The sequence below is a fragment of the Ornithinimicrobium avium genome (assembly GCF_003351765.1).
Classification (GTDB): domain Bacteria; phylum Actinomycetota; class Actinomycetes; order Actinomycetales; family Dermatophilaceae; genus Ornithinicoccus; species Ornithinicoccus avius.
The window spans coordinates 2,766,050-2,785,790 of sequence record NZ_CP031229.1; the positions used below are offsets into that span (position 1 = coordinate 2,766,050).

Annotated in this window: 19 protein-coding genes; 13 read left to right on the forward strand and 6 right to left on the reverse strand. The window is 73.8% G+C overall.

Going from position 1 to position 19,741, the window contains the following annotated elements:
* Nucleotides 1–11: 11 nt before the first annotated feature.
* Nucleotides 12–1,502 (reverse strand): carboxyl transferase domain-containing protein, encoded by a 1,491-nt coding sequence (locus DV701_RS12575; RefSeq protein WP_114928716.1) that lies wholly within the window; start codon nucleotides 1,500–1,502, stop codon nucleotides 12–14.
* The gene (locus DV701_RS12580) at nucleotides 1,499–2,689 is read right to left on the reverse strand and encodes a CaiB/BaiF CoA transferase family protein (protein ID WP_114928718.1); all 1,191 of its coding nucleotides are present in this window, start codon (nucleotides 2,687–2,689) and stop codon (nucleotides 1,499–1,501) included. The genes DV701_RS12575 and DV701_RS12580 overlap by 4 nt, the downstream gene beginning before the upstream one ends.
* 76 nt (nucleotides 2,690–2,765) lie before the next feature.
* On the opposite strand from DV701_RS12580, the gene DV701_RS12585 reads away from it, so the two are divergent.
* The 3 genes from DV701_RS12585 (at nucleotide 2,766) to DV701_RS12595 (ending at nucleotide 5,061) form a co-directional block, all read left to right on the forward strand.
* Entirely contained in the window at nucleotides 2,766–3,626 is an 861-nt protein-coding gene (locus tag DV701_RS12585; RefSeq protein ID WP_114928720.1) for a FadR/GntR family transcriptional regulator, read from the forward strand.
* Nucleotides 3,623–4,327, forward strand: a complete 705-nt coding sequence (locus DV701_RS12590; RefSeq protein WP_114928722.1) for a maleylpyruvate isomerase family mycothiol-dependent enzyme — start codon at nucleotides 3,623–3,625, stop codon at nucleotides 4,325–4,327. Before DV701_RS12585 ends, DV701_RS12590 begins: the two co-directional genes overlap by 4 nt.
* A 65-nt stretch (nucleotides 4,328–4,392) precedes the next feature.
* A complete protein-coding gene (locus DV701_RS12595) occupies nucleotides 4,393–5,061 on the forward strand; it encodes a GTP pyrophosphokinase (protein ID WP_228255016.1) in 669 nt (222 codons plus the stop codon).
* Here the strand turns inward: DV701_RS12595 and DV701_RS12600 are convergent.
* Nucleotides 5,058–5,747: a helix-turn-helix transcriptional regulator gene (locus tag DV701_RS12600; protein WP_114928724.1), complete on the reverse strand. Its 690-nt coding sequence runs from the start codon at nucleotides 5,745–5,747 to the stop codon at nucleotides 5,058–5,060. The two genes, DV701_RS12595 and DV701_RS12600, sit on opposite strands and share 4 nt — an antisense overlap.
* A 103-nt stretch (nucleotides 5,748–5,850) precedes the next feature.
* Here DV701_RS12600 and folE point away from each other — a divergent pair, with 103 nt between their 5' ends.
* The 7 genes from folE to bar all read left to right on the forward strand — a co-directional run bounded on the left by folE (nucleotide 5,851) and on the right by bar (nucleotide 12,952).
* A complete protein-coding gene (gene folE / locus DV701_RS12605; protein WP_267874117.1) occupies nucleotides 5,851–6,495 on the forward strand; it encodes a GTP cyclohydrolase I FolE in 645 nt (214 codons plus the stop codon).
* Nucleotides 6,492–7,724, forward strand: coding sequence for an NAD(P)/FAD-dependent oxidoreductase (locus DV701_RS12610; protein WP_114928726.1), 1,233 nt, complete (start codon nucleotides 6,492–6,494; stop codon nucleotides 7,722–7,724). The genes folE and DV701_RS12610 overlap by 4 nt, the downstream gene beginning before the upstream one ends.
* A gap of 70 nt (nucleotides 7,725–7,794) precedes the next feature.
* Nucleotides 7,795–8,346 carry a nucleosidase gene (locus DV701_RS12615; protein WP_114928727.1) on the forward strand — a complete coding sequence of 184 codons (552 nt, stop codon included), beginning with the start codon at nucleotides 7,795–7,797 and terminating at the stop codon, nucleotides 8,344–8,346.
* A gap of 134 nt (nucleotides 8,347–8,480) precedes the next feature.
* On the forward strand, nucleotides 8,481–8,810 hold the full coding sequence (locus DV701_RS12620; protein ID WP_114928728.1) for a PadR family transcriptional regulator: 330 nt from the start codon (nucleotides 8,481–8,483) through the stop codon (nucleotides 8,808–8,810).
* A 1-nt stretch (nucleotide 8,811) separates the two neighbouring features.
* A complete protein-coding gene (locus DV701_RS18290) occupies nucleotides 8,812–9,891 on the forward strand; it encodes a hypothetical protein (RefSeq protein ID WP_162803009.1) in 1,080 nt (359 codons plus the stop codon).
* Between the two features lie 270 nt (nucleotides 9,892–10,161).
* Nucleotides 10,162–11,670, forward strand: a complete 1,509-nt coding sequence (locus DV701_RS12630) for a long-chain-fatty-acid--CoA ligase (RefSeq protein WP_114928729.1) — start codon at nucleotides 10,162–10,164, stop codon at nucleotides 11,668–11,670.
* Nucleotides 11,671–11,821: 151 nt separating this feature from the next.
* A complete protein-coding gene (gene bar, locus DV701_RS12635) occupies nucleotides 11,822–12,952 on the forward strand; it encodes a barbiturase (RefSeq protein ID WP_114928730.1) in 1,131 nt (376 codons plus the stop codon).
* 76 nt (nucleotides 12,953–13,028) lie between these two features.
* Here the strand turns inward: bar and DV701_RS12640 are convergent, their stop codons facing one another.
* The gene (locus DV701_RS12640) at nucleotides 13,029–14,390 is read right to left on the reverse strand and encodes a cryptochrome/photolyase family protein (protein WP_114928731.1); all 1,362 of its coding nucleotides are present in this window, start codon (nucleotides 14,388–14,390) and stop codon (nucleotides 13,029–13,031) included.
* 84 nt (nucleotides 14,391–14,474) lie between these two features.
* On the opposite strand from DV701_RS12640, the gene heR reads away from it, so the two are divergent.
* The 3 genes from heR to DV701_RS12655 are packed head-to-tail and all read left to right on the forward strand — an operon-like array spanning nucleotide 14,475 to nucleotide 16,850.
* Nucleotides 14,475–15,248: a heliorhodopsin HeR gene (gene heR / locus DV701_RS12645; RefSeq protein ID WP_228255017.1), complete on the forward strand. Its 774-nt coding sequence runs from the start codon at nucleotides 14,475–14,477 to the stop codon at nucleotides 15,246–15,248.
* Between the two features lie 52 nt (nucleotides 15,249–15,300).
* Nucleotides 15,301–16,431, forward strand: coding sequence for a DNA glycosylase AlkZ-like family protein (locus DV701_RS12650; protein WP_114928732.1), 1,131 nt, complete (start codon nucleotides 15,301–15,303; stop codon nucleotides 16,429–16,431).
* A gap of 47 nt (nucleotides 16,432–16,478) precedes the next feature.
* A complete protein-coding gene (locus tag DV701_RS12655) occupies nucleotides 16,479–16,850 on the forward strand; it encodes a nuclear transport factor 2 family protein (RefSeq protein ID WP_114931117.1) in 372 nt (123 codons plus the stop codon).
* Nucleotides 16,851–16,865: 15 nt separating this feature from the next.
* Here DV701_RS12655 and DV701_RS12660 read toward each other — a convergent pair whose 3' ends face one another.
* Nucleotides 16,866–18,290, reverse strand: coding sequence for an amidase (locus DV701_RS12660; RefSeq protein WP_114928733.1), 1,425 nt, complete (start codon nucleotides 18,288–18,290; stop codon nucleotides 16,866–16,868).
* Nucleotides 18,287–19,735 (reverse strand): YlbE family protein, encoded by a 1,449-nt coding sequence (locus tag DV701_RS18840; protein WP_228255018.1) that lies wholly within the window; start codon nucleotides 19,733–19,735, stop codon nucleotides 18,287–18,289. Before DV701_RS18840 ends, DV701_RS12660 begins: the two co-directional genes overlap by 4 nt.
* Between the last annotated feature and the right edge of the window lie 6 nt (nucleotides 19,736–19,741).

Below are 19,741 nucleotides of genomic sequence, written 5' to 3' on the forward strand. Positions count from 1 at the left end.
GCCGCTCCGGCTCAGCGCATGCGTCGGTAGCGCTGGTGCCGGGAGCGGAGTCGGTCGGCGGTCGGCTGGGCGATCAGCTCGCGCAGCTGCCGGGCGGTGGCGACCACGACGCGGTCGCAGAAGGCCTGGGGCTCCTCGGCGGCGTCCGGCAGCTCGGGGACGATCTCGTCGACGGCGCCCATCGCGAGCAGGTCGACGGCGCGGATCCGGTGGGCCTTCGCCATCTGCGGGGCGAGCTCGCCGGTGCGGTGGACGATGGCGCTGGCACCCTCCGGGGGCAGCGGGGCGATCCAGCCGTTCTCGGCGCACACCGTGCGGTCCGCGGGCATGAGGGCCAGCGCCCCGCCCCCGGTGCCCTCGCCCAGGACGACCGAGACGACCGGCACCTGCAGGGTGGCCAGCGCGCCGAGGCAGCGGGCGATCTCTCCGGCCATCCCCGACTGCTCGGCCTCGGTGGACAGCTCGGCGCCGGGGGTGTCGATGACGGTGACCACGGGCAGGCCGAGCTCCTCGGCCAGCTGGAAGCCGCGCTGGGCGACGCGCAGCGCCGCGGGACCCAGGTAGGCGTGCTGCTGGGCCCGCCGGTCCTGGCCGACGAGGATGCAGGAGAACCCGGGGAAGCGGGCCAGGCCGAGGATGACGGTGAGGTCGGACTCGCCGGAGCCGGTGCCGCGCAGGGCGACGAAGGTCTCGGCCGACCCGGCGAGCAGCTCGCGCAGCCCGGGCCGGTCCGGGCGCCGGGTCGCCTCGACCGAGGCCCAGGCCGCCCGGTCGGTCTCGACCGTCGCGGGCTCGGGGGAGGAGACCGCGGCGAGCAGCTCGGGCTCCTGGGGCGTGGTGAGCACGCGCAGGGCGCCGATCGCGACCGCACGCAGCCCCTCCAGGGGCACGACGCCGTCGATCACGCCGCGGCGGACGAGGTTCTCGGCGAGCTGGACCCCCTCGGGGAAGGGCTCGCCGTGGATCACCTCGCGCACCCGGGGGCCGAGGAAGCCGATCATCGCGCCGGGCTCGGCCACGGTGAGGTGGCCCAGCGACCCCCACGAGGCCAGCACGCCGCCGGTGGTCGGGTCGCGCAGGTAGACCAGGTAGGGCAGCCCGGCCTGCCGGTGGGCCATCACCGCCTGGCCGATCTTGACCATGTGCAGGAACGCGGGGGTGCCCTCCTGCATCCGGGTGCCGCCCGAGGAGGGCGAGCCCAGCAGCGGCAGGCCCTCGGCGGTGGCCCGCTCGATGGCCACGGTCAGCCGCTCGCTGGCCGCGGCGCCGATCGATCCCGCCAGGAAACCGAACTCGCCGGCCACGACGGCGACCCGCTGGCCGCCGAGCCGGCCCTCGCCGGTGATGACCGCCTCGTCGACGCCGCTGCGCTCCTGCGCGCGCGCCAGCTGGGCGGCGTAGTCCGGCCCGAGGTCGGGCTGCACCGGGGGCTCGTCCCAGGAGAGGAACGACCCCGTGTCCAGGACGGTGTCGAGGACCTTGCGGGCCGGGCGCCGCGTCATCCGCGTTCCTCCAGCCAGGCCCGCACCGCGGCACCGTGCTGGTCCAGCAGGGGCGGGCTCTGGTGGTCCGTGGGGGTGGTCTCGGTGCCGTCGGCGGTGAAGAAGCGCAGCGGCGGGCCCGGCAGCTCGACCGGCCCGAGGGTCGGGTGCTCGACGTCGACGACCAGGCCCTGGGAGCGGGTCTGGTCCCACTCGTAGACCTCCTGCAGGTCGCGGACGCGGCCCGAGGGGACGCCGGCCCCGTCGAGGCGGGCGAGCAGCGCGTCGCGGTCGACGTCGGCGAAGGTCTCCTCGAGGAGGCTGACGAGCTGCTCGCGGTGGGCGACCCGCTCGGGGTTGCTGGCCAGTCCCTCCGCCGCCGGGTCCAGCCCGAACTCCGCGCACAGGCGCTGCCACAGGCTCTCGTTGCCGCAGGCGATCTGCACGGCGCCGTCGCGGCAGCGGAACAGCCCGTAGGGCGCGATGGACGGGTGGTGGTTGCCCTGGGCGCGGGGCACCTCGTGGGCGACCGTCCACCGGGTCCCCTGGAAGGCGTGCACGCCGACGAAGGAGGCCAGCAGCGAGGTGCGCACGTGCTGGCCCGCCCCGGTGCGCTCGCGCTCGTGCAGCGCGGCCAGGACGCCGTAGGCGCCGTACATGCCGGCGAGCAGGTCCCCGATCGGCACCCCGACCCGCTGGGGGTCCTCGGGGCCGGAGCCGGTGAGGGACATCAGGCCGGCCTCGCCCTGCGCGATCTGGTCGTAGCCCGGCCGTCCGCCCTCGGGCCCGTCGTGGCCGAAGCCGGAGATCGAGAGCAGCACGAGGCGGGGGTTGAGCCCGAGGAGGTGCTCGGCGGTGAAGCCGAGGCGGTCGAGCACGCCGGGCCGGAAGTTCTCCAGGAGCACGTCGCAGCGTCGCACGAGGGCGGTGAGGACCTCGCGGCCCTCGTCGGACTTCAGGTCGAGGGCCACGGACTCCTTGTTGCGGTTGCACGACAGGAAGTAGGTGGCCACGTCCTCGCCGTCGCTGCCCGGCACGAACGGCGGACCCCACGAGCGGGTCTCGTCCCCGGAGCCCGGCGACTCGACCTTGATCACGCGGGCGCCGAGGTCGGCGAGCATCATCCCGGCGTGCGGGCCGGCGAGCGCGCGGGTGAGGTCGAGCACGACGAGGTCGGACAGCGGTCCGGACCGCGCACCCTGTGGCATGGGTCACTCCTCGGAGGGGGTCGGTTCAGTGGCCTAGCCAATAGGCAACCGAGCCACTTGTCAATAGACTCCGCCCATGAGTCCCCAGACCGTCGGTGCCGGGGGGCCGGCGCCGGGCCAGGATGCCACCCCGGTGCGCCCCGCCGCACCGGGCGTCCCGGTCCCGCCGCGCCTGCCCCGCCCGCGCCTCTACGAGCAGATCGTCCAGGAGCTGCTGGACCACGTGCGCACCCACGGGCTGGGCCCGGGGGACAAGCTCCCCGCCGAGCGCGAGCTCGCCCAGGCACTCGGCGTCAGCCGTGCCTCGCTGGCGCAGGCGCTCGTGGCGCTGGAGGTCGTCGGCATGGTCCACGTCCGGCACGGGGAGGGGGCGACGATCCTGCGCGGCGCCGACGAGGCGGACGTCCTGCTCTGCGCCGTGCGCGAGCACCAGGACTCGATGCCCGACATCATCGACGCGCGCTCGGCCCTGGAGGCCAAGCTCGCCGCGCTCGCGGCGCGGCGCCGCACCGACGAGGACCTCGCCGCCATCGACGCCGCGCTCGACCTCATGGAACGGCAGGTGCGCGCCGGCGAGCGGGCCCTCGAGGGTGACCAGGCCTTCCACGAGGCGGTCACCCGGGCGGGCCACTCGAGGGTCCTGGCCCGGCTGATGAAGGAGATCGGCGAGCTCATCCTGGAGACCCGGATCGAGTCGCTCTCCACGCCCGGCCGCCCGCAGAACTCCCTGGACAAGCACCGCGTCATCGCCGCCGCCATCCGGGACCGGGACCCGCTCGCCGCGGCGCGGGCGATGAGCGAGCACATCGACGTGGTCTCCGACGTGGCGCTCCTGCACGGCGGTGCCGGCGACCCGGGCGCGCACCAGGACCCGCTCGCGAAGGACACGAAGGACGCCAACGACGAGCAGGACGAGAACCAGGAGGACGACAGATGACCAACCGCGCAGCCGACAACCTCGCCCAGCTCGACGCCGAGACCGCGCGCCTGCTGGACACGGTGGCCGGGCTGGGACCAGACGACGTGCGCCGGCCGAGCCGGTGCCCCGGGTGGACGCTGGCCCACGTGCTCACCCACCTCTCCCGCAACGCCGACGCCCTGCTCAACCTGGTCAGGTGGGCGGCGGACGGACGGGAGCGCGCCGCATACCCCTCGGCCCTGGTGCGCGACGCCCAGATCGAGGACGGGGCGCTGCGGCCGCTGGAGGAGATCGTCGTCGACCTGCGCCTCAGCGCCGAGCGCTTCCGGCGCGAGTCGGAGGTGCTGACCGGTCCGGCGGGCGAGGCGCAGGTGCGCAGCCGCACCGGCACCCCGGTGACCGGCGCCCAGCTGGTCTCGATGCGCCTGCTCGAGGTGGTCTTCCACCACGTCGACCTGGACAGCGGCTACGGCTTCGAGGACGCCGACCCCGGCTGGGTCGCCCGGACGCTACGACGCGGGGCCCGGCAGTGGGACGCGGCCGGCGCGCCCGGGATGACGCTGCGGCCCGAGGGGATGGCGGAGATCGAGGTCGGCGGCGGCGGTCCGGCGCTCGCGGCCAGCCCCGCCCGGCTGCTGCTCTGGCTGGCCCGCGGCGTGGACGACGGCCTGGCGCTGGAGGGTGGGCAGCCGTTGCCCCAGCCGCCGCCGTGGTCGTGACGCCCGCGCAGCGGCTCGCCGCCGCGGGTGAGGACCTCCCAGGCTCGACGCCTACCGTGTCGGGGGTGACGACGCCGCTGCCGATCGATGACGCCCGGGCCAGGCTCGAGGACCTCGAGTCGGTCAACGCCGACGTGACCCGGCTGCTGATGGAGTACCAGTTCGGGATCGACGAGCTGACCACCAAGATCTCGATCCTGCACGACGAGTTCACCCACCTGCACGACAGCAGCCCCATCGAGCACGTCGACGCCCGGCTCAAGAGCGTGCGCTCGATCGTGGAGAAGGTGCGGCGACGGGGCTTCGAGCCGTCGATGGAGGCGATCCGGCGGGAGGTCACCGACATCGCCGGGGTCCGGGTGACCTGCGGCTTCGTCAAGGACGTCTACGCGGTCTGGGAAATGATCGCCCGGCAGCCGGACCTGACGGTCCTGCAGGTCAAGGACTACGTCGCCCGCCCCAAGGACAACGGCTACCGCAGCCTGCACGCCCAGCTCGAGGTGCCCGTCCACCTGTCCGACCGGATCGTGCCCGTCGTGGTCGAGCTGCAGCTGCGCACGGTGGCGATGGACTTCTGGGCCGCGCTGGAGCACAAGATCTACTACAAGTACGACCAGGACGTGCCGGCCGACATCGTGCACGACCTGCGCGAGGCGGCGACGGCCTCGGCCAACCTGGACGCGCAGATGGAGTCGCTGCACGACCGCGTGCACGGGTCGCACCCGCCGCGCTAGCGCTGGCGCTCCGACCGGACCACCACGCAGCAGCGGCCCTCCTGCGGCTCCAGGCAGGCGCAGGCTCCGCCGCAGCCGACCCCGTCGGCCACGCCCTGGACGAAGTGCTGGTTGAGCCCGCAGACGAGCTCGGTGTGCTCCTGCGCCAGCGCGTGGTAGGGACAGTTGGCCAGCACCATCGCGCCGTCCTCGTCGCGCGGCTCGTAGCCCAGGCCGGTCAGTGCCCGGGCGAGGTCCTCCAGCGTCGCCTCCGCAGCCCCGCCCTCGGGTCGAGCGGTGCTGCCCGCGGCCCGCCCCGCCTCGTGCGCGGCCTCCACGACGGAGGTCGCCAGCGGGTCGCCGGACATCGCCCGGGTGACGGCCGCGGCGAGCACGTCGCCGACCAGGTCGTAGCGGCGCGGCGGCAGCGACACCGAGACCTCCCGGTCCGTGCGCCGGTAGAGCTTGGCCGGGCGGCCCGAGCCGGGCCCCGTGCGCTCGGTGAGCCGCCGGAACTCCACGTCGAGCAGGCCTTCCTCGGCGAGCCTGTCGAGGTGGAAGTTGACGGTATGGGGTGCCAGGTCGAGCTCGCGCGCGGCCTGCTCGCGGCCCACCGCGCCGGGCTGGGACACGACATACTCGTAGAGCCGTCGCCGGGTGCTCTCCGCCAGAGCACCGATGCGGGCAGCGTGCGATCCAAGATCCATGGGGCCATTCTAAAACAGGATTCTGTTGACACAAGAGCGTGGTCGGGTCTAACGTCACAAGGGTCCGGCCGGGATCGCCTCGGCCCGAGGAGGGAGTCCGCTCGTGAGCACCGCAGTCGCGTCCGAACCGGCCGTCCAGCTCCTGCCGGAGCGCACGACATACCGCCGCCCGCGGATCGTCCCCGACCGGCCGAGCGTGGACTCCGCGGCCGCCGAGCGCGCCGCCGCCGACCTGCTGACCGCGCTGGGGATGGACCTGAGCCGCGAGCACCTGGCCGACACCCCGGGACGGATGGCGCGGGCGCTGCTCGAGCTGACCCAGCCCGAGGAGTTCGACCTGACGACCTTTCCCAACGAGGAGGGCTACGACGAGCTGGTGGTGGTCGGCGACATCCCGGTGCGCAGCCTGTGCGAGCACCACATGCTGCCCTTCGTCGGGGTGGCGCACATCGGCTACCTGCCCGGAGACCGGATCCTGGGGTTGTCGAAGTTCGCCCGGATGGTCGACCTGCACGCCCGCCGCCCGCAGACCCAGGAGCGGCTGACCAAGAACATCGCCGACCACCTCCAGGAGACGCTCCACGCCCGCGGCGTCGGCGTCGTGGTGGAGGCGGAGCACACCTGCATGACCCTGCGCGGCGCCCGCGTCCCGGGCACCCGCACGACCACGTCCACGGTGCTCGGCCGGCTGCGGGAGGACCCCAGCAGCCGCGCCGAGTTCCTCGCACTCACCAGGAGGAGCGTATGACCCAGCAGAACCAGTCGGAGAGCAGCCAGCCCGGGAGCATCGTCGTCGTCGGAGGAGGTCTGGCGGCGGCGAAGGCCGTCGAGGGCCTGCGCGAGCAGGGCTACACCGGGTCGATCACCGTGGTGGCTGCCGAGGAGCACCTGCCCTACGAGCGCCCGCCGTTCTCCAAGGGCGTGCTGCTGGGCAACGAGGAGCCGGACTCGGCCACCGTGCACGACCAGGCGTGGTACGACGAGCACGACGTCGAGCTGCTCACGGGCACCACCGCCAGCGCGATCGACCTGCAGGCCCGCACCGTGACCGCCGGCGACCGGACGATCGGCTACGACGAGCTGCTGCTCGCCACCGGTTCGCGCCCGCGGCACCTGGCGATGGCCGACGACTCCGGCGCGCCGGTGAACTACCTGCGCACCAGGGACGACTCGCTGGCCCTGAGGCCGAAGCTGGCCGAGGGCACCTCGGTGGTGATCATCGGCGCCGGCTGGATCGGCCTGGAGGTCGCCTCCGCCGCACGCCAGGCCGGGGCGGAGGTCACCGTCGTCGAGCCGGAGGCCGTCCCGCTGGCCAGGGTGCTCGGGGCCGAGCTCGGGGAGCGTTTCGCCCAGCTGCACCGTGACCACGGGGTCGACCTGCGGGTCAGTTCCGGCGTCGAGTCGATCGAGCACGGCGAGGGCGGGACCGACCTCACCCTCTCCGACGGCTCGCACCTGCACCCTGACCTGGTCGTCGTCGGCATCGGCGTGCTGCCGGTCGTCGAGCTGGCCGAGCAGGCCGGGCTCGAGACCGACAACGGGATCCTCGTCGACGCCTCGCTGCGCACCAGCGACCCGCACGTCTGGGCCGCCGGCGACGTCGCCAACCACGACCACCCCACCCTCGGGCGCATCCGCGTCGAGCACTGGGACGTCGCGCTCAACCAGGGCACGTTCGTGGCCGGCGCCATGCTCGGCTCGCAGGAGCCCTACCGCAACCAGCCCTACTTCTTCACCGACCAGTACGACTGGGGGATGGAGTATGTCGGTCACGTCGGCAAGGACGGCTACGACGAGGTCGTCACCCGCGGCGAGCCGGCCGAGGGGATGACCGCCTTCTGGGTCAAGGACGGCACGATCCTGGCCGCGATGCAGGTCAACGACTGGGACGTGGGCGACACCCTGCGTGCGCTCGTCGGCAAGCCGGCGCCGGAGAAGCTCGGCGACACCTCGGTGCCGCTGGCCGACCTGCTCTGACCGGCCGGGCGCGCGACGGTCCGGCCGGGCGCGCGCTCTGCGGCGCGGCGACCCCTAGGCTCTTGAGTCCATGAGCCGCTACCTGGTCGTGTGCGCCCCGCGCCCGGAGGCTGCATACGCCCCGCCGCACCTGCCCGTGGTCCTGACCGGCCTGGGCAAGACCGCCGCTGCCGTCGCGACGACCCGTGCCCTGCTCGGCACCGATCGGGAGGGGCTGACGGTGCTCAACGTCGGCACCGCGGGTGCGCTCCGCCCGGACCGCGACGGTCTCTTCCTGCCCAGCCGCGTCCTCAACCACGACATCAACGCCGAGGTGGTCCGCAGCCTCGGCGCCGACCCCCGTGAGCAGCTCGAGATCCCCGGCGGCGACGGCACCGTGCTGGCCACCGGCGACCTCTTCGTCACCGACCCCGGCGTCCGCGACCGGCTCGCCGCCCGCGCGGACCTGGTCGACATGGAGGGGTATGCCGTGGCGTTCGCCTGCGCCGCGCTCGGTGTCCCCGTGCGCCTCGTCAAGCACGTGTCCGACGCTGCCGACGCGGGGGCGATGGACTGGCCCGACCTCGTGGACGCGAGCGCCCGGGCGCTGGGGACGTGGCTGGAGGAGCACGCCGCGGACTGACGCGCGCCCCCGGCTCCGCCCTGCTCATCCCGGGTCCCGCCCTGCTCATCCCGGGTCCCTCCCGGGTCCCTCCCGGGTCCCTCCCGGGATCCGTGCGTGACCTGCATACCTAGATACAGGTCATACTTACATCCGTGACCGACACATCAGGTTGGCCCGCACCCTGGGTGCGCGCCGCCCTCGAGCTGGCCATCCTGGGCAGCCTGCGCACCGGCCCGCTGCACGGCTACGCCCTGGCGCAGTCGCTTCAGGAGCGGGGCTTCGGCCTGCTGCGGGGCGGCTCGCTCTACCCCATGCTCGGGCGGCTCGAGGCGGACGGTCACGTGCGCGCCGCCTGGGTCGAGGGAGCCGGCGGGCCGGGGCGGAAGGACTACACCCTGACGGCCGGTGGACGGACGCACCTGACCGAGGGCCTGGCCGCATGGCGCGGGCTGACCGACGAGCTGACGAAGGGCGGGGAGTGAGATGGGCAGGGAAGGGATGCTGACCGGGGTGCTCACGGCATACCGGGACGCGCGCGGGGATGAACAGGACCAGAGGTGGGCGCAGGACGTCGTGGCCCTCATGGTGCTCGAAGGGGTCGCTGGCGCCGCGACCCGCCGCGAGCTGGAGGAGGCGCTGACGCTGGTCCGCGAGTCGGGCGAGGGACCCGCTGCGCTCTACGGCGACCCGCGGGAGTGGGCGCGGACCCGGCTGCGCGAGGCGCCGGAGGAGGGGCGCGTCCTCGTCGACGGGACGCCGGACACCTCCTGGCGCGATGCGCTCGTCGTCGGCTGCGTCGTCGCCGCGCTGCTGACCTTCCTGGTGATGATCATGGTGCTGGTCAAGGACGGCTGGACGACGGACTACAGCTGGGGCTGGATGCTCTTCCCCCTCGCGTCCGGCCTGATGTGCACCCTCGCCCTGGCGACCTGGGAGCGCGCGCTCCTGCGCCGGCCCCGCTGGGTCGCGGTCGCCGCCGCCGGGGCCGTCGTCCTGGGCGGCGTCGCCGGGGCCACCTGGCTGGTCATGGGCGCGGACCGGGTGGTCGCCACCGCCAGCAGCTTCGCCTGGGCCGCCCTGGTGCTCGGGTATGTCCTCCTCGCCAGCCTCCTCGACCGCGTCCTTCCCGAGCGTGAGGGGCGGCGGACGACGCGCCCGCTGGACGACGAGGAGTGGGAGCGTCGCCTGGCCGGGACGCTGCGGATGCGGATGGACCTCGGCGAGGCGCGGGTCCGCGACATCGTCCACGAGGCGCGGACCCACGCTGCGGAGACCGGTCGGGCGTTGGCCGAGGAGTTCGGCGACCCGGCTGTGTACGCGGCCAGGTTCGAGCGCGACCGGCCCGCGCGGCTGCGGCGGGCGGCGTGGGCCCAGACCGCGATGGTGGCCCTGGCGGTCCTCATCGTGGTGCTTGCTCTGGTCGACGGCCCGCGCGACGGCTGGAACACCCTCATGTGGGCGGGCGGGCTGATGTGCCTGGTGAGCATGTGGAGCGCCGTCGACGCCTGGCGGAAGGTGCACACCGGGGCGCGGGTGACTGCCGCCGCACCACCTGGCGGGTGAGGGCCGCCGGCACCACCTGGGCGGCTGACAGCGCCACGTGATCCGAGCTCGCCGGACAGTCCCGACAGCGGTCGTGGTGACCTGGTGCTTCCTGTCGACAGCAGATCACCGCGACCGCAGTGAGCCAGGCGACACCAGGTCATCACGACCGTCCGGCCCTGCGGCGGTCGTGCCGCACCCCCGGCACCCCCGCACCCCCGACCCTTGCCGAGGGCGGCGGGGAGGACGAAGATGAGGAGCCGACGGCATACCCCTCCCGAAAGGTCGACGATGACCAACCTCGCCAACAACCTCGTCCGGACGGCCGAGCAGCACCCCGACCGACCGGCGATCATCCTCGACGACTTCCGGCTCACCTACGCCGAGCTCGAGCACTCGGCCCGGCAGCTCGCCGGGTGGCTGCGCGCGCAGGGGATCGGCGAGGGCGACCGGGTCGCGCTCATGCTGCCCAACCTGCCGAGCTTCCCGGTCATCTTCTACGCCGCGCTGCGCCTGGGCGCCATCGTGGTGCCGATGAACCCGCTGTTCCGGCGGCGCGAGATCCAGTTCTACCTGGAGGACTCCGGCGCGAAGCTGCTCGTCGCGATGCCGGGCGAGGAGGCGCAGGCCGCGACGGAGGCGGCCGGCGTGCAGCTGATGGCGGTCGGCCCGGAGGGGCTGAGCTCCTGGGTGCACGGCGAGGACGCCACCGACCCGGTCACCGAGGTGGTCGAGCGCGGGGGCGACGACACCGCGGTCATCCTCTACACCTCGGGGACCACCGGCCGGCCCAAGGGCGCCGAGCTGACCTTCGACAACCTGCAGACCAACCTGGACACCAGCAACGAGACGCTCCTGCACCTGGGCCCGGAGGACGTGGTGATGGGCTGCCTGCCGCTCTTCCACGTGTTCGGGATGACGGTGGCCCTCAACACCGCGGTCGCCACCGGCGCCGCCCTGACGATCATCCCGCGCTTCGACCCCGCCAAGGTGCTGGCCGTCATGGAGCGCGACCGCGCGACCGTCTTCGCCGGCGTCCCGACCATGTACGGCGCGATGCTCGCCGCCGCGGCCGCCTCGCAGGCCACGCCGGACCTGTCCGCCCTGCGCATCGCGGTGTCCGGCGGGTCGAGCCTGCCGCTGGAGGTGATGCGCCGCTTCGAGGAGGTCTTCGACGCCGCGATCCTGGAGGGCTACGGCCTCAGCGAGACCAGTCCCGTCGCCTCCTTCAACCACCCCGACCGGAAGCGCAAGCCCGGCTCGATCGGCACCCCGGTCCGCGGCTGCGAGATGAAGCTGACCGGCGACGACGGGACCGACCTCGACCCCTCCGACCCCGAGGCGATCGGCGAGATCTGCATCCGCGGCGAGAACATCATGAAGGGCTACTGGCAGCAGCCGGAGGCCACCGCCACGGCCATCGACGCCGACGGCTGGTTCCACTCCGGCGACCTGGCGCGCCGCGACGAGGAGGGCTACTACTTCATCGTCGACCGCAAGAAGGACATGATCCTGCGCGGCGGCTTCAACGTCTACCCGCGCGAGATCGAGGAGGTGCTCTACGAGCACACGGGGGTCGCCGAGGCGGCCGTCATCGGGGTGCCGCACCCCGAGCTGGGCGAGGAGGTCGCGGCGTATGTCGTGCTCGCCCCGGGCGCGCAGGCCACCGAGGACGACCTGGTCGCCTACGTCAAGGACCAGGTCGCTCCCTACAAGTACCCGCGCACCGTCACCCTGATCGAGGAGCTGCCCAAGGGCGCGACCGGCAAGATCCTCAAGCGGGAGCTGCGGGCGCGGTAGGACAGGCCCCCGGCTGCGCGGGCCGCTGGCGGATCCTGTCCCGGCCACCCCCGGTTTTCCGGCAACTGTTGCCGGACTGCCCGGGGTGCGCACCCCATACCCTCGACAGCACGTGCGTCACCACCGTCCATCCACGAGGAAGGCCCGCAACATGCCCGACCCGATCGAAGTGCGCAAGGTCCCGATCCACAGCGTCAGCGACGCGAGCGAGTTCGTCCGCCTGCTCGAGGACGGCGTGCTCGAGGCGGACCGGGTGCTGGCCATCATCGGCAAGACCGAGGGCAACGGCGGCGTCAACGACTACACGCGGATCATCGCCGACCGGGCCTTCCGCGAGGCGCTGGTCGCCCACGGGGTCGACGGCGAGAAGGTCAAGCAGATCCCGATCGTCTGGTCGGGCGGCACCGACGGCGTGATCAGCCCGCACGCGACGATCTTCGCCAGCGTCGACCCCTCGACCGTCGAGGCCACCGACGAGCCGCGGCTGACCGTGGGCATGGCGATGAGCGAGCCGCTGCTGCCCGAGGAGATCGGACGCACCGGCATGGTGGACAAGGTCGCCGCCGCGGTGAAGGTCGCGATGGAGCGCGCCGGCATCACCGACACCGCCGACGTGCACTACGTGCAGACCAAGACCCCGCTGCTGACGATCGACACGATCCGCGACGCGCACAGCCGGGGCGAGACGGTCTTCACCGACGACACGCTGACCTCGATGGACGTCTCCAACGGCACCACGGGACTGGGCATCGCGGTCGCGCTGGGCGAGATCGACGGGGTGAGCGACGAGGAGATCATGAGCGACCGCTCGAAGTACTCCGCGGTCGCCTCCTGCTCCTCCGGCGTCGAGCTGGACCGCGCCCAGGTCGTCGTGGTCGGCAACGCGACGGGCGTGGGCGGGCGCTACCGGATCGGCCACTCGGTCATGGAGCACGCGCTGGACCAGGACGGCATCTGGAACGCGATCAAGGACGCCGGCCTCGACCTGCCCGAGCGCCCGCACCGCGACGACCTGCAGGGCCGTCTGGTCAACGTCTTCCTCAAGTGCGAGGCGAGCCAGGACGGCAAGGTCCTCGGCCGGCGCAACGCGATGCTGGACGACTCCGACGTGCACTGGCACCGGCAGATCAAGGCGGCCGTCGGCGGCGTGACCGCCGCGGTGACCGGCGACCCCGCGGTGTTCGTGTCGGTGTCGGCGGCCCACCAGGGCCCCGACGGCGGCGGCCCGGTCGCGGCGATCGTCGACCTGGGCGAGGACCCGACCGGCTACGTGGCGCCCTGACCCGTCGTCGAGCGACGGGGCACCCGCACCGCCGACGGCCTCGCCCCTAGCCCGTCGACGTGCGCGCCCCGTCGGGTCAGCCCCTCGCCGCCCTGTACCTCGCCAGGGCCTCCCTGCGCTCCTCGGCGTGGTCGACGAGCCGCCGGGGGTAGCCGCGGGTGTAGCCCTCCTCGTGCTCCCACGGCTGGTGCACCGCCTTGCCCGGCAGGTGCGCCAGCTCGGGCACCCAGCGGCGGACGTACTCCCCGCGCGGGTCGAACCGCTCGCCCTGCAGCACCGGGTTGAACACGCGGAAGTAAGGTGCGGCGTCCGTCCCGGTCCCGGCGACCCACTGCCAGTTGTGGTTGTTGGAGGCCAGGTCGCCGTCGATGAGCCGGTCCAGGAACCAGCGCGCGCCGACCGGCCACCACACGTGCAGGTCCTTGGTCAGGAAGCTGGCGGTGATCATCCGCACCCGGTTGTGCATCCAGCCCGTCGCCAGCAGCTGCCGCATGCCGGCGTCGACGATCGGATAGCCGGTCCGGCCCTGCTGCCACGCCTCGATCGCGTCCTGCGGCTCGTCGTAGCGCAGCCCCGACAGCTCCTGCCGCAGGTCCGACCAGCCGGTGCGTGGATGGTGGTGCAGGACGTCGGCGTAGAACTCCCGCCAGGCCAGCTCGCTCACGAAGCGTTCGACGCTGCCGTCGCTGCGGCCGGACAGGTCGGCGAGCAGCGTGCGGGGGTGGACGGCGCCGACCTTGAGGTAGGGGGACATGAAGCTCGTCGACTCCTCCGCCGGCCGGTCGCGCCCCCGGTCATAACCGGCCAGGTCGTCGGCGACGAACTCCGCCCACCGCGCCAGCGCCGCCCGCTCGCCGGCCGGCGGCAGCTCGGGCAGGTCGTCGGCGGCCAGCGCCTCCTCCACGAGCCGGTCCGCGTGGGCGTTCCGCCCCAGGTCGGTCGGCACCAGGCCGTCGGGGTATGCCGCCGGCCCGGGCCACCCGTGGGCGCGCCAGGCCCTGCTGAAGGGGGTGAACACCTTGTAGGGGTCGCCCGAACCGGTGCGGACCAGGCCGGGGCCGACGGCATACGGCGTGCCGGTCTCGACCCAGTCGACGTCCTCGGGGAGGGCGCCGCGGACCTGCCGGTCGCGCCGGGCGCCGTAGGGGGTGGTCTCCCGGGTCAGGTGGACGGCGGTGGCGCCGGTCTCGCGGGTCACGGCAGGGACGACCTCGGCCGGGTCGCCGACGCGCAGGGTGAGCCGGCCCTCGAGGTCCTCCTCGAGCGCCCGGAGGGTGGCGGCGAGCCAGGCGGTGCGCACGGCCCCGACCCGGGCCCACAGCGCCGGGTCGACGACGAAGAGGACGGTCAGGCCCTCGCCGGCGGCCTCGTGGGCGGCCAGCAGGGCCGGGTGGTCGCCGAGGCGCAGGTCGCGGCGGAGCCACAGCAGACTGGGCATGGCGCGAGTCTAGGGCGGCGCGGAGACGGGCGGGTGGCGGGCAGTACGGTGAGGTGCCAGCGCCCACGACGAGACGGAGAGCCCGTGAGCACCACCCCGAGCGACGGGTCGCGCTACGCGCGGCTGCGCACCCTGAACTGGGTCGCCGCGGCGGTGCACGCCGCGCAGGCGGTGGCCGTCGTGGTCCTGGCGACCGACTTCACGCTGCCGGTGACCGCGACCTACCTGGCCGGTCCGCCCGGCACCCCGCCCGGGGACCAGGTCACCCTGTGGGACGTCCCCACGGCGCTGGCGATCGCGGCCTTCCTGGCGCTGTCGGCGCTCTTCCACGTCATCGTGGCCTCGCCGGGGTCGTTCCGGCGCTACCGGGCCGGCCTGGCCCGCGGCCACAACTACTTCCGGTGGGTCGAGTACTCCCTGTCCAGCTCGTTGATGATCGTCATCATCGCCCAGCTGGTCGGCATCTACGACGTGGTCGCGCTGCTGGCGCTCTTCGGCGTGAACGCCTCGATGATCCTCTTCGGCTGGCTGCAGGAGAAGTACCACCAGCCCGGGGACGGCGGGTGGCTGCCGTTCCTCTTCGGCTGCTTCGCCGGGGTCGTGCCGTGGGTCGGGGTCGTCGTCTACACGCTCGCCCCCGGGTCCACGACCGGTGCCGAGCCGCCCGGTTTCGTCTACGGGATCATCGTCTCGCTCTTCCTCTTCTTCAACGTCTTCGCCCTGGTGCAGTGGCTGCAGTACCGCCGGGTCGGCCGGTTCCGCGACTACCTCACCGGGGAGACGGCCTACATCGTGCTCAGCCTCACCGCGAAGTCGGCGCTGGCCTGGCAGATCTTCGTCGGCACCCTCATGGGCTGAGCCCGCACCAGGCGGACCGCACCTGTCCGCTGCACGGCATACCGTGGAGGACATGGCTGCGCCGCACCGCCTCACCGCCCGGGACGCCCGCCGGGTCGCCGTCCGTGCCCAGCTGCTCACCCGCGCGCGGCCGGGCGACGTCGTGGAGACCGTCCGTGAGCTCACCCACCTGCAGCTGGACCCTGTCACGGCGGTGGCCCCGGCCCAGCACCTCGTGCTGTGGAGCCGGCTCGGCAGCGCCTACGACCCCGGCGAGCTGGACCGGCTGCTGGCCGAGCGCACCCTGGTGGAGATCCTCGGCTTCGTGCGCCCGGCCGAGGACGTCGCGCTCCACGCCGCGCAGATGGCGGCCTGGCCGGTGCCCGCGCCCGGCCACGAGGAGCTGCAGGGCTGGCAGCTCGTCAACGCCGACTGGGTGGCGGCCAACGACCGCGCCCGCCGCGACGTCCTGGCCCACCTCGCGGCACGGGGCCCGACCCCGACCGGCGGCCTGCCCGACTCGACGCAGGTCCCGTGGCGCTCCAGCGGCTGGACCGACGCCAAGAACCTCGGCCGCCTCCTCGACCTCATGGTGGCCCGCGGGGAGGTCGCCGTCTGCGCCCGGGAGAAGGGGCAGCGGCTCTGGGACCTGGCCGAGCGGGTCTACCCCCACCTCGAGCCGCTGCCGGTCCAGGAGGCCGTCGCCGAGCAGGACCGGCGCCGGCTGGCGGCCATGGGCATCCTGCGCGCCCGCGGCCCGCAGTGCCCGACCGAACCGCTCGGCGCCGGGGACCAGGGCGAGGAGGCCGTGATCGACGGGGTCAGGGGCACCTGGCGGGTCGACCCCCGCTACCTGGACGGCACCCCCTTGGAGGGGCGGGCCGCCCTGCTCTGCCCGATCGACCGGCTGGTCTTCGACCGCACCAGGATGGGCGAGCTGTGGGACTTCGACTACGTGCTGGAGATGTACAAGCCCAGGGCCGCGCGCCGGTGGGGCTACTACGCGCTGCCGGTGCTGGACGGCGACCGGCTCGTCGGCAAGCTGGACGCGACGGCCGACCGCAAGGGTGGGGTGCTGCGGGTGGACGCGCTCCACGAGGACGGGGTATGGAGCGCCGCCCGCCGCGACCGGGTGGTCGCCGAGATCGAGGACCTCGCGCTGTGGCTCGGCCTCGAGGCGGCGCTGCCGGCACACCTGGGATGAGCAGGACCCCTGGCCGCCGCGACCGGGGTTCGCCTAACGTGGTGAAGATGGAAGAACTAGGACTCGAGACGTTGCTGAGCCTGGAGCGCAGGGGCTGGGACGCGCTGTGCAGCTCCTCCGGCGGCCGCTTCTACGGTGAGCTGATGAGCGAGGACGCCGTGATGGTCCTGGTCAACGGTGCCGTCCTCGACCGCGACGCCGTCGTGGCCTCCCTCGACGAGGCGCCCGCCTGGGACAGCTACGAGCTCACCGCACCGCGGCTGGTCCCGGTCACGGCCGAATCCGCCGCCGTCGTCTACCGGGCGGTGGCCCGGCGCGGCGACGAGCCGCCGTTCGAGGCCCTCATGGCCAGTGTCTACGCCCGCACCGACGACGGGCTGCGGCTCGTCCTCTACCAGCAGACCACGACGACCCACTGATCCCGTCGCCGGGCCTCAGCGACCCGGCGCGGTCCCCGCGAACCCGGTCGCCCGTTCGTAGACCCGCGCCAGCGCCAGCAGCCGCACGTCGGCTCCCGGCGCGGCGACCAGCTGCAGGCCGACGGGCAGCCCGTCCACGAAGCCGCCGGGCACCGACAGCGCCGGGCAGCGGGTGGCCGAGACCAGGCAGCAGGAGCGCATCCAGTCCAGGTAGGTCTCCAGCTGCACGCCGTCGATCCACGTGGGCCACGTCTGCTCGACCGGGAACGGCATGGTCTGCACCGTCGGGGCCAGCAGCAGGTCGTGCTCGCCGAACCAGCGGCGCACCGCCCGGTCCAGCCGCCGCCGCGCCTCGGCCGCCGACATCAGCTGCTCGGCGCTCAGCTCCAGGCCGCGGGTGACGTTCCACACCACGTCCTCCTTGACCGTCCCGTCGTCGCGGTGCCCGGCGACCAGGCGGCGCAGGTTGGTCGCCATGTCGAAGGCGCGGGTGACGTCGAAGACCTCGTCGGCGTCGGCGAGGTCCGGCGCGGACTCCTCGACGGCGGCGCCGAGGCCCTCGAGCACCCTGGCCTGCTCCTCGACCACCCGGCGCACCTGCGGGTCGACCGGCACGTCCTGGCCGAGACCGACGGCCAGACCCACCCGCACCCCGGTCAGGTCGGCCGGCCCGTCGTCCTCGAGCAGCGCGGCGAAGGCCGGCCCGTCGGCGGGGCACGCGGCAGCCACCTCCGGGTGCGGACCGGCGACCACGGACATCCCCAGCGCGAGGTCGTCGACGCAGCGCGCCATCAGCCCCTGCCGGCTCAGCCACGCCTCGGGGTTGGCGCTCGGCACGATCGGCACCACGCCCTGGCTCGGGCGCAGGCCGAGGACGTTGCACCACGCCGCGGGGTTGCGCAGCGAGCCGCCCATGTCGCTGCCGTCGGCCAGCGCCTGGACCCGCGCCGCCAGGGCGGCCGCGGCCCCGCCGGACGACCCACCGGCGGACAGCGCCGGGTCGTAGGGGTTGCCGGTCGCACCGAACAGCGGGTTGAAGGTGTGCGAGCCGGCCGCGAACTCCGGCGTGTTGTTCTTGCCGGTCGCGATCACCCCGGCGTCCCACAGCCGCTGCACGATCAGGTCGCTGTGGGTGGGCACCAGGTCGGCCGTCAGCGGGGACCCGCTCGTGGTGCGGATGCCCCTCGTGGCGTGGGTGTCCTTGTGGGTCATCGGTATGCCGTGCAGCACCGGCAGCTCCGCGCCGCCGGCCGCGCGCTCGTCGGCCGCGGCGGCCTGCGCCTGCGCCTGCTCGGCCACGAGGGTGACGACCGCGTTGAGGGCCGGGTTGACCTGCTCGATCCGGGCGAGGTGGTCGTCGAGGACCTCGCGCGCACTGACCCCGCGGGAGCGCAGCAGCCCGGTCAGCTCGACCAGGCCGAGCTCGTGGAGGGCGGTCACGCCGTCCCCTCCTCGTCGTGGCCGGTCCCGGCCGGCACCCGCTGCGCCAGCGCCGCCAGCGCGTCCACGAAGACCTGCGCCGGCGGCGTGACGAGCCCGGCACCGACCTGACCGGTGCCGGCGACCCGGCCGGCCATGCCGGTGTTGATCTGGGGCAGCACCCCGGTGCGGGCGACCGCGGTGGCGTCGATGGCGACCGGCGCCCCGCGGAACTCCAGGACCGGGACCTGCAGGGTCGGGTGCTCGCCGAGGGTGATCTCGTACATGGTCCGCGTCGTCGTCAGCGCGAACGCCACGTCGCCGCCGACCAGCCGGACGATCGCCGGCGCCGCGGCCATCACGAAGCCGCCCATGCCGGCGGTCTCGGTGATCGCCGAGTCGCCGATGTCGGGGTTGGCGTCCTCCGGCCCGTAGGAGCCCAGGAAGAGGCCCTCGGGGGTGTTCGCCGGCGCGGTGAACCACTCCTCGCCCGTCCCGGCCAGCTGGATCCCGAAGTCGGTGCCGTTGCGCGCCATCGTGACGACCACGGACGACCCGGGGATGTCCTTGGCGGCCGCCATCGCCAGCTTGCAGGCCGGCATGACCAGGTTGAGGGCGAAGTGGTCGTTGGCGCCGACGAAGCGGCATACCTCGGCGATGTCGTCGGCCGACCGGTCCTGGCGCACGATGTGCGGGAGCAGGTCGCGCAGGAACATGAGCGTGGCGCTGCGGTTGCGGTTGTGCCCCTCGTCGCCCATCTGCAGCATCTGCGGCAGGTAGGCCTTGACGTCGACCGGCCCGTGCGCCTGCACCGCCTCGGCGAGGACCGGCCCGAGCACGTCGCGCATCCAGGCCAGGCGCGTCTGCACCTCCTCGTCGAACGCGCCGTAGCGCAGCACCTTGCCCAGCCCCTCGTTGAGCGAGCAGCACGAGGTGGTCCCGTGCACCGGGTCGTGCAGCTCGAAGACCCACATCGAGGGGCTGATCACGCCCGCCATCGGGCCGACCGCGCCGCGGCTGTGGCACGGGGCCAGGGTGATGTCGGGCCCGGCGAGCTTCTCCTGCGCCTCCTGCGGCGTGGCCGCCAGCCCCTCGAAGATCATCGCGCCGACGAGTGCGCCCCTCATCGGCCCTGAGGCGCGCTCCCACGTCAGCGGCGGGCCGCTGTGCAGGAACTCGCCCGGCTCGAGGCCGAGCAGCTCGCTGGCCGGCGCGACCCGGACCAGCTGGGCCTCCGCGGAGGTGATCCGCTCCAGCGCGAGGGCGTTGGCCTCGGCCAGGCGCGGGTCGGCCAGCACCCGGGCGAGCGCCTCGTCGGCGCCCTCCAGCGGCGGGTGCCACTGCACGTCGGTGACGGGCACGGCCTGCTCGCGCAGCGTCCGGCTGAACAGCTCGGCGCCCGCGGCGACGACGACGGGGTCGCGGGTCAGCAGGCCGCGCAGCGGCTCCTGGGTCGGGGTGCTCATCGGTCG

Excerpts from the sequence above, each read along its gene's own strand:
- DV701_RS12610 (WP_114928726.1), top strand. The coding sequence starts at position 6,492 with ATGACCCAGCAGAACCAGTCGGAGAGCAGCCAGCCCGGGAGCATCGTC.
- DV701_RS12600 (WP_114928724.1), bottom strand. The coding sequence starts at position 5,747 with ATGGATCTTGGATCGCACGCTGCCCGCATCGGTGCTCTGGCGGAGAGC.
- DV701_RS12655 (WP_114931117.1), top strand. The coding sequence starts at position 16,479 with ATGGAAGAACTAGGACTCGAGACGTTGCTGAGCCTGGAGCGCAGGGGC.
- DV701_RS12615 (WP_114928727.1), top strand. The coding sequence starts at position 7,795 with ATGAGCCGCTACCTGGTCGTGTGCGCCCCGCGCCCGGAGGCTGCATAC.
- DV701_RS12575 (WP_114928716.1), bottom strand. The coding sequence starts at position 1,502 with ATGACGCGGCGCCCGGCCCGCAAGGTCCTCGACACCGTCCTGGACACG.
- DV701_RS12580 (WP_114928718.1), bottom strand. The coding sequence starts at position 2,689 with ATGCCACAGGGTGCGCGGTCCGGACCGCTGTCCGACCTCGTCGTGCTC.
- DV701_RS12590 (WP_114928722.1), top strand. The coding sequence starts at position 3,623 with ATGACCAACCGCGCAGCCGACAACCTCGCCCAGCTCGACGCCGAGACC.
- DV701_RS18840 (WP_228255018.1), bottom strand. The coding sequence starts at position 19,735 with ATGAGCACCCCGACCCAGGAGCCGCTGCGCGGCCTGCTGACCCGCGAC.
- DV701_RS18290 (WP_162803009.1), top strand. The coding sequence starts at position 8,812 with ATGGGCAGGGAAGGGATGCTGACCGGGGTGCTCACGGCATACCGGGAC.
- DV701_RS12650 (WP_114928732.1), top strand. The coding sequence starts at position 15,301 with ATGGCTGCGCCGCACCGCCTCACCGCCCGGGACGCCCGCCGGGTCGCC.
- bar (WP_114928730.1), top strand. The coding sequence starts at position 11,822 with ATGCCCGACCCGATCGAAGTGCGCAAGGTCCCGATCCACAGCGTCAGC.
- DV701_RS12630 (WP_114928729.1), top strand. The coding sequence starts at position 10,162 with ATGACCAACCTCGCCAACAACCTCGTCCGGACGGCCGAGCAGCACCCC.
- DV701_RS12585 (WP_114928720.1), top strand. The coding sequence starts at position 2,766 with ATGAGTCCCCAGACCGTCGGTGCCGGGGGGCCGGCGCCGGGCCAGGAT.
- DV701_RS12640 (WP_114928731.1), bottom strand. The coding sequence starts at position 14,390 with ATGCCCAGTCTGCTGTGGCTCCGCCGCGACCTGCGCCTCGGCGACCAC.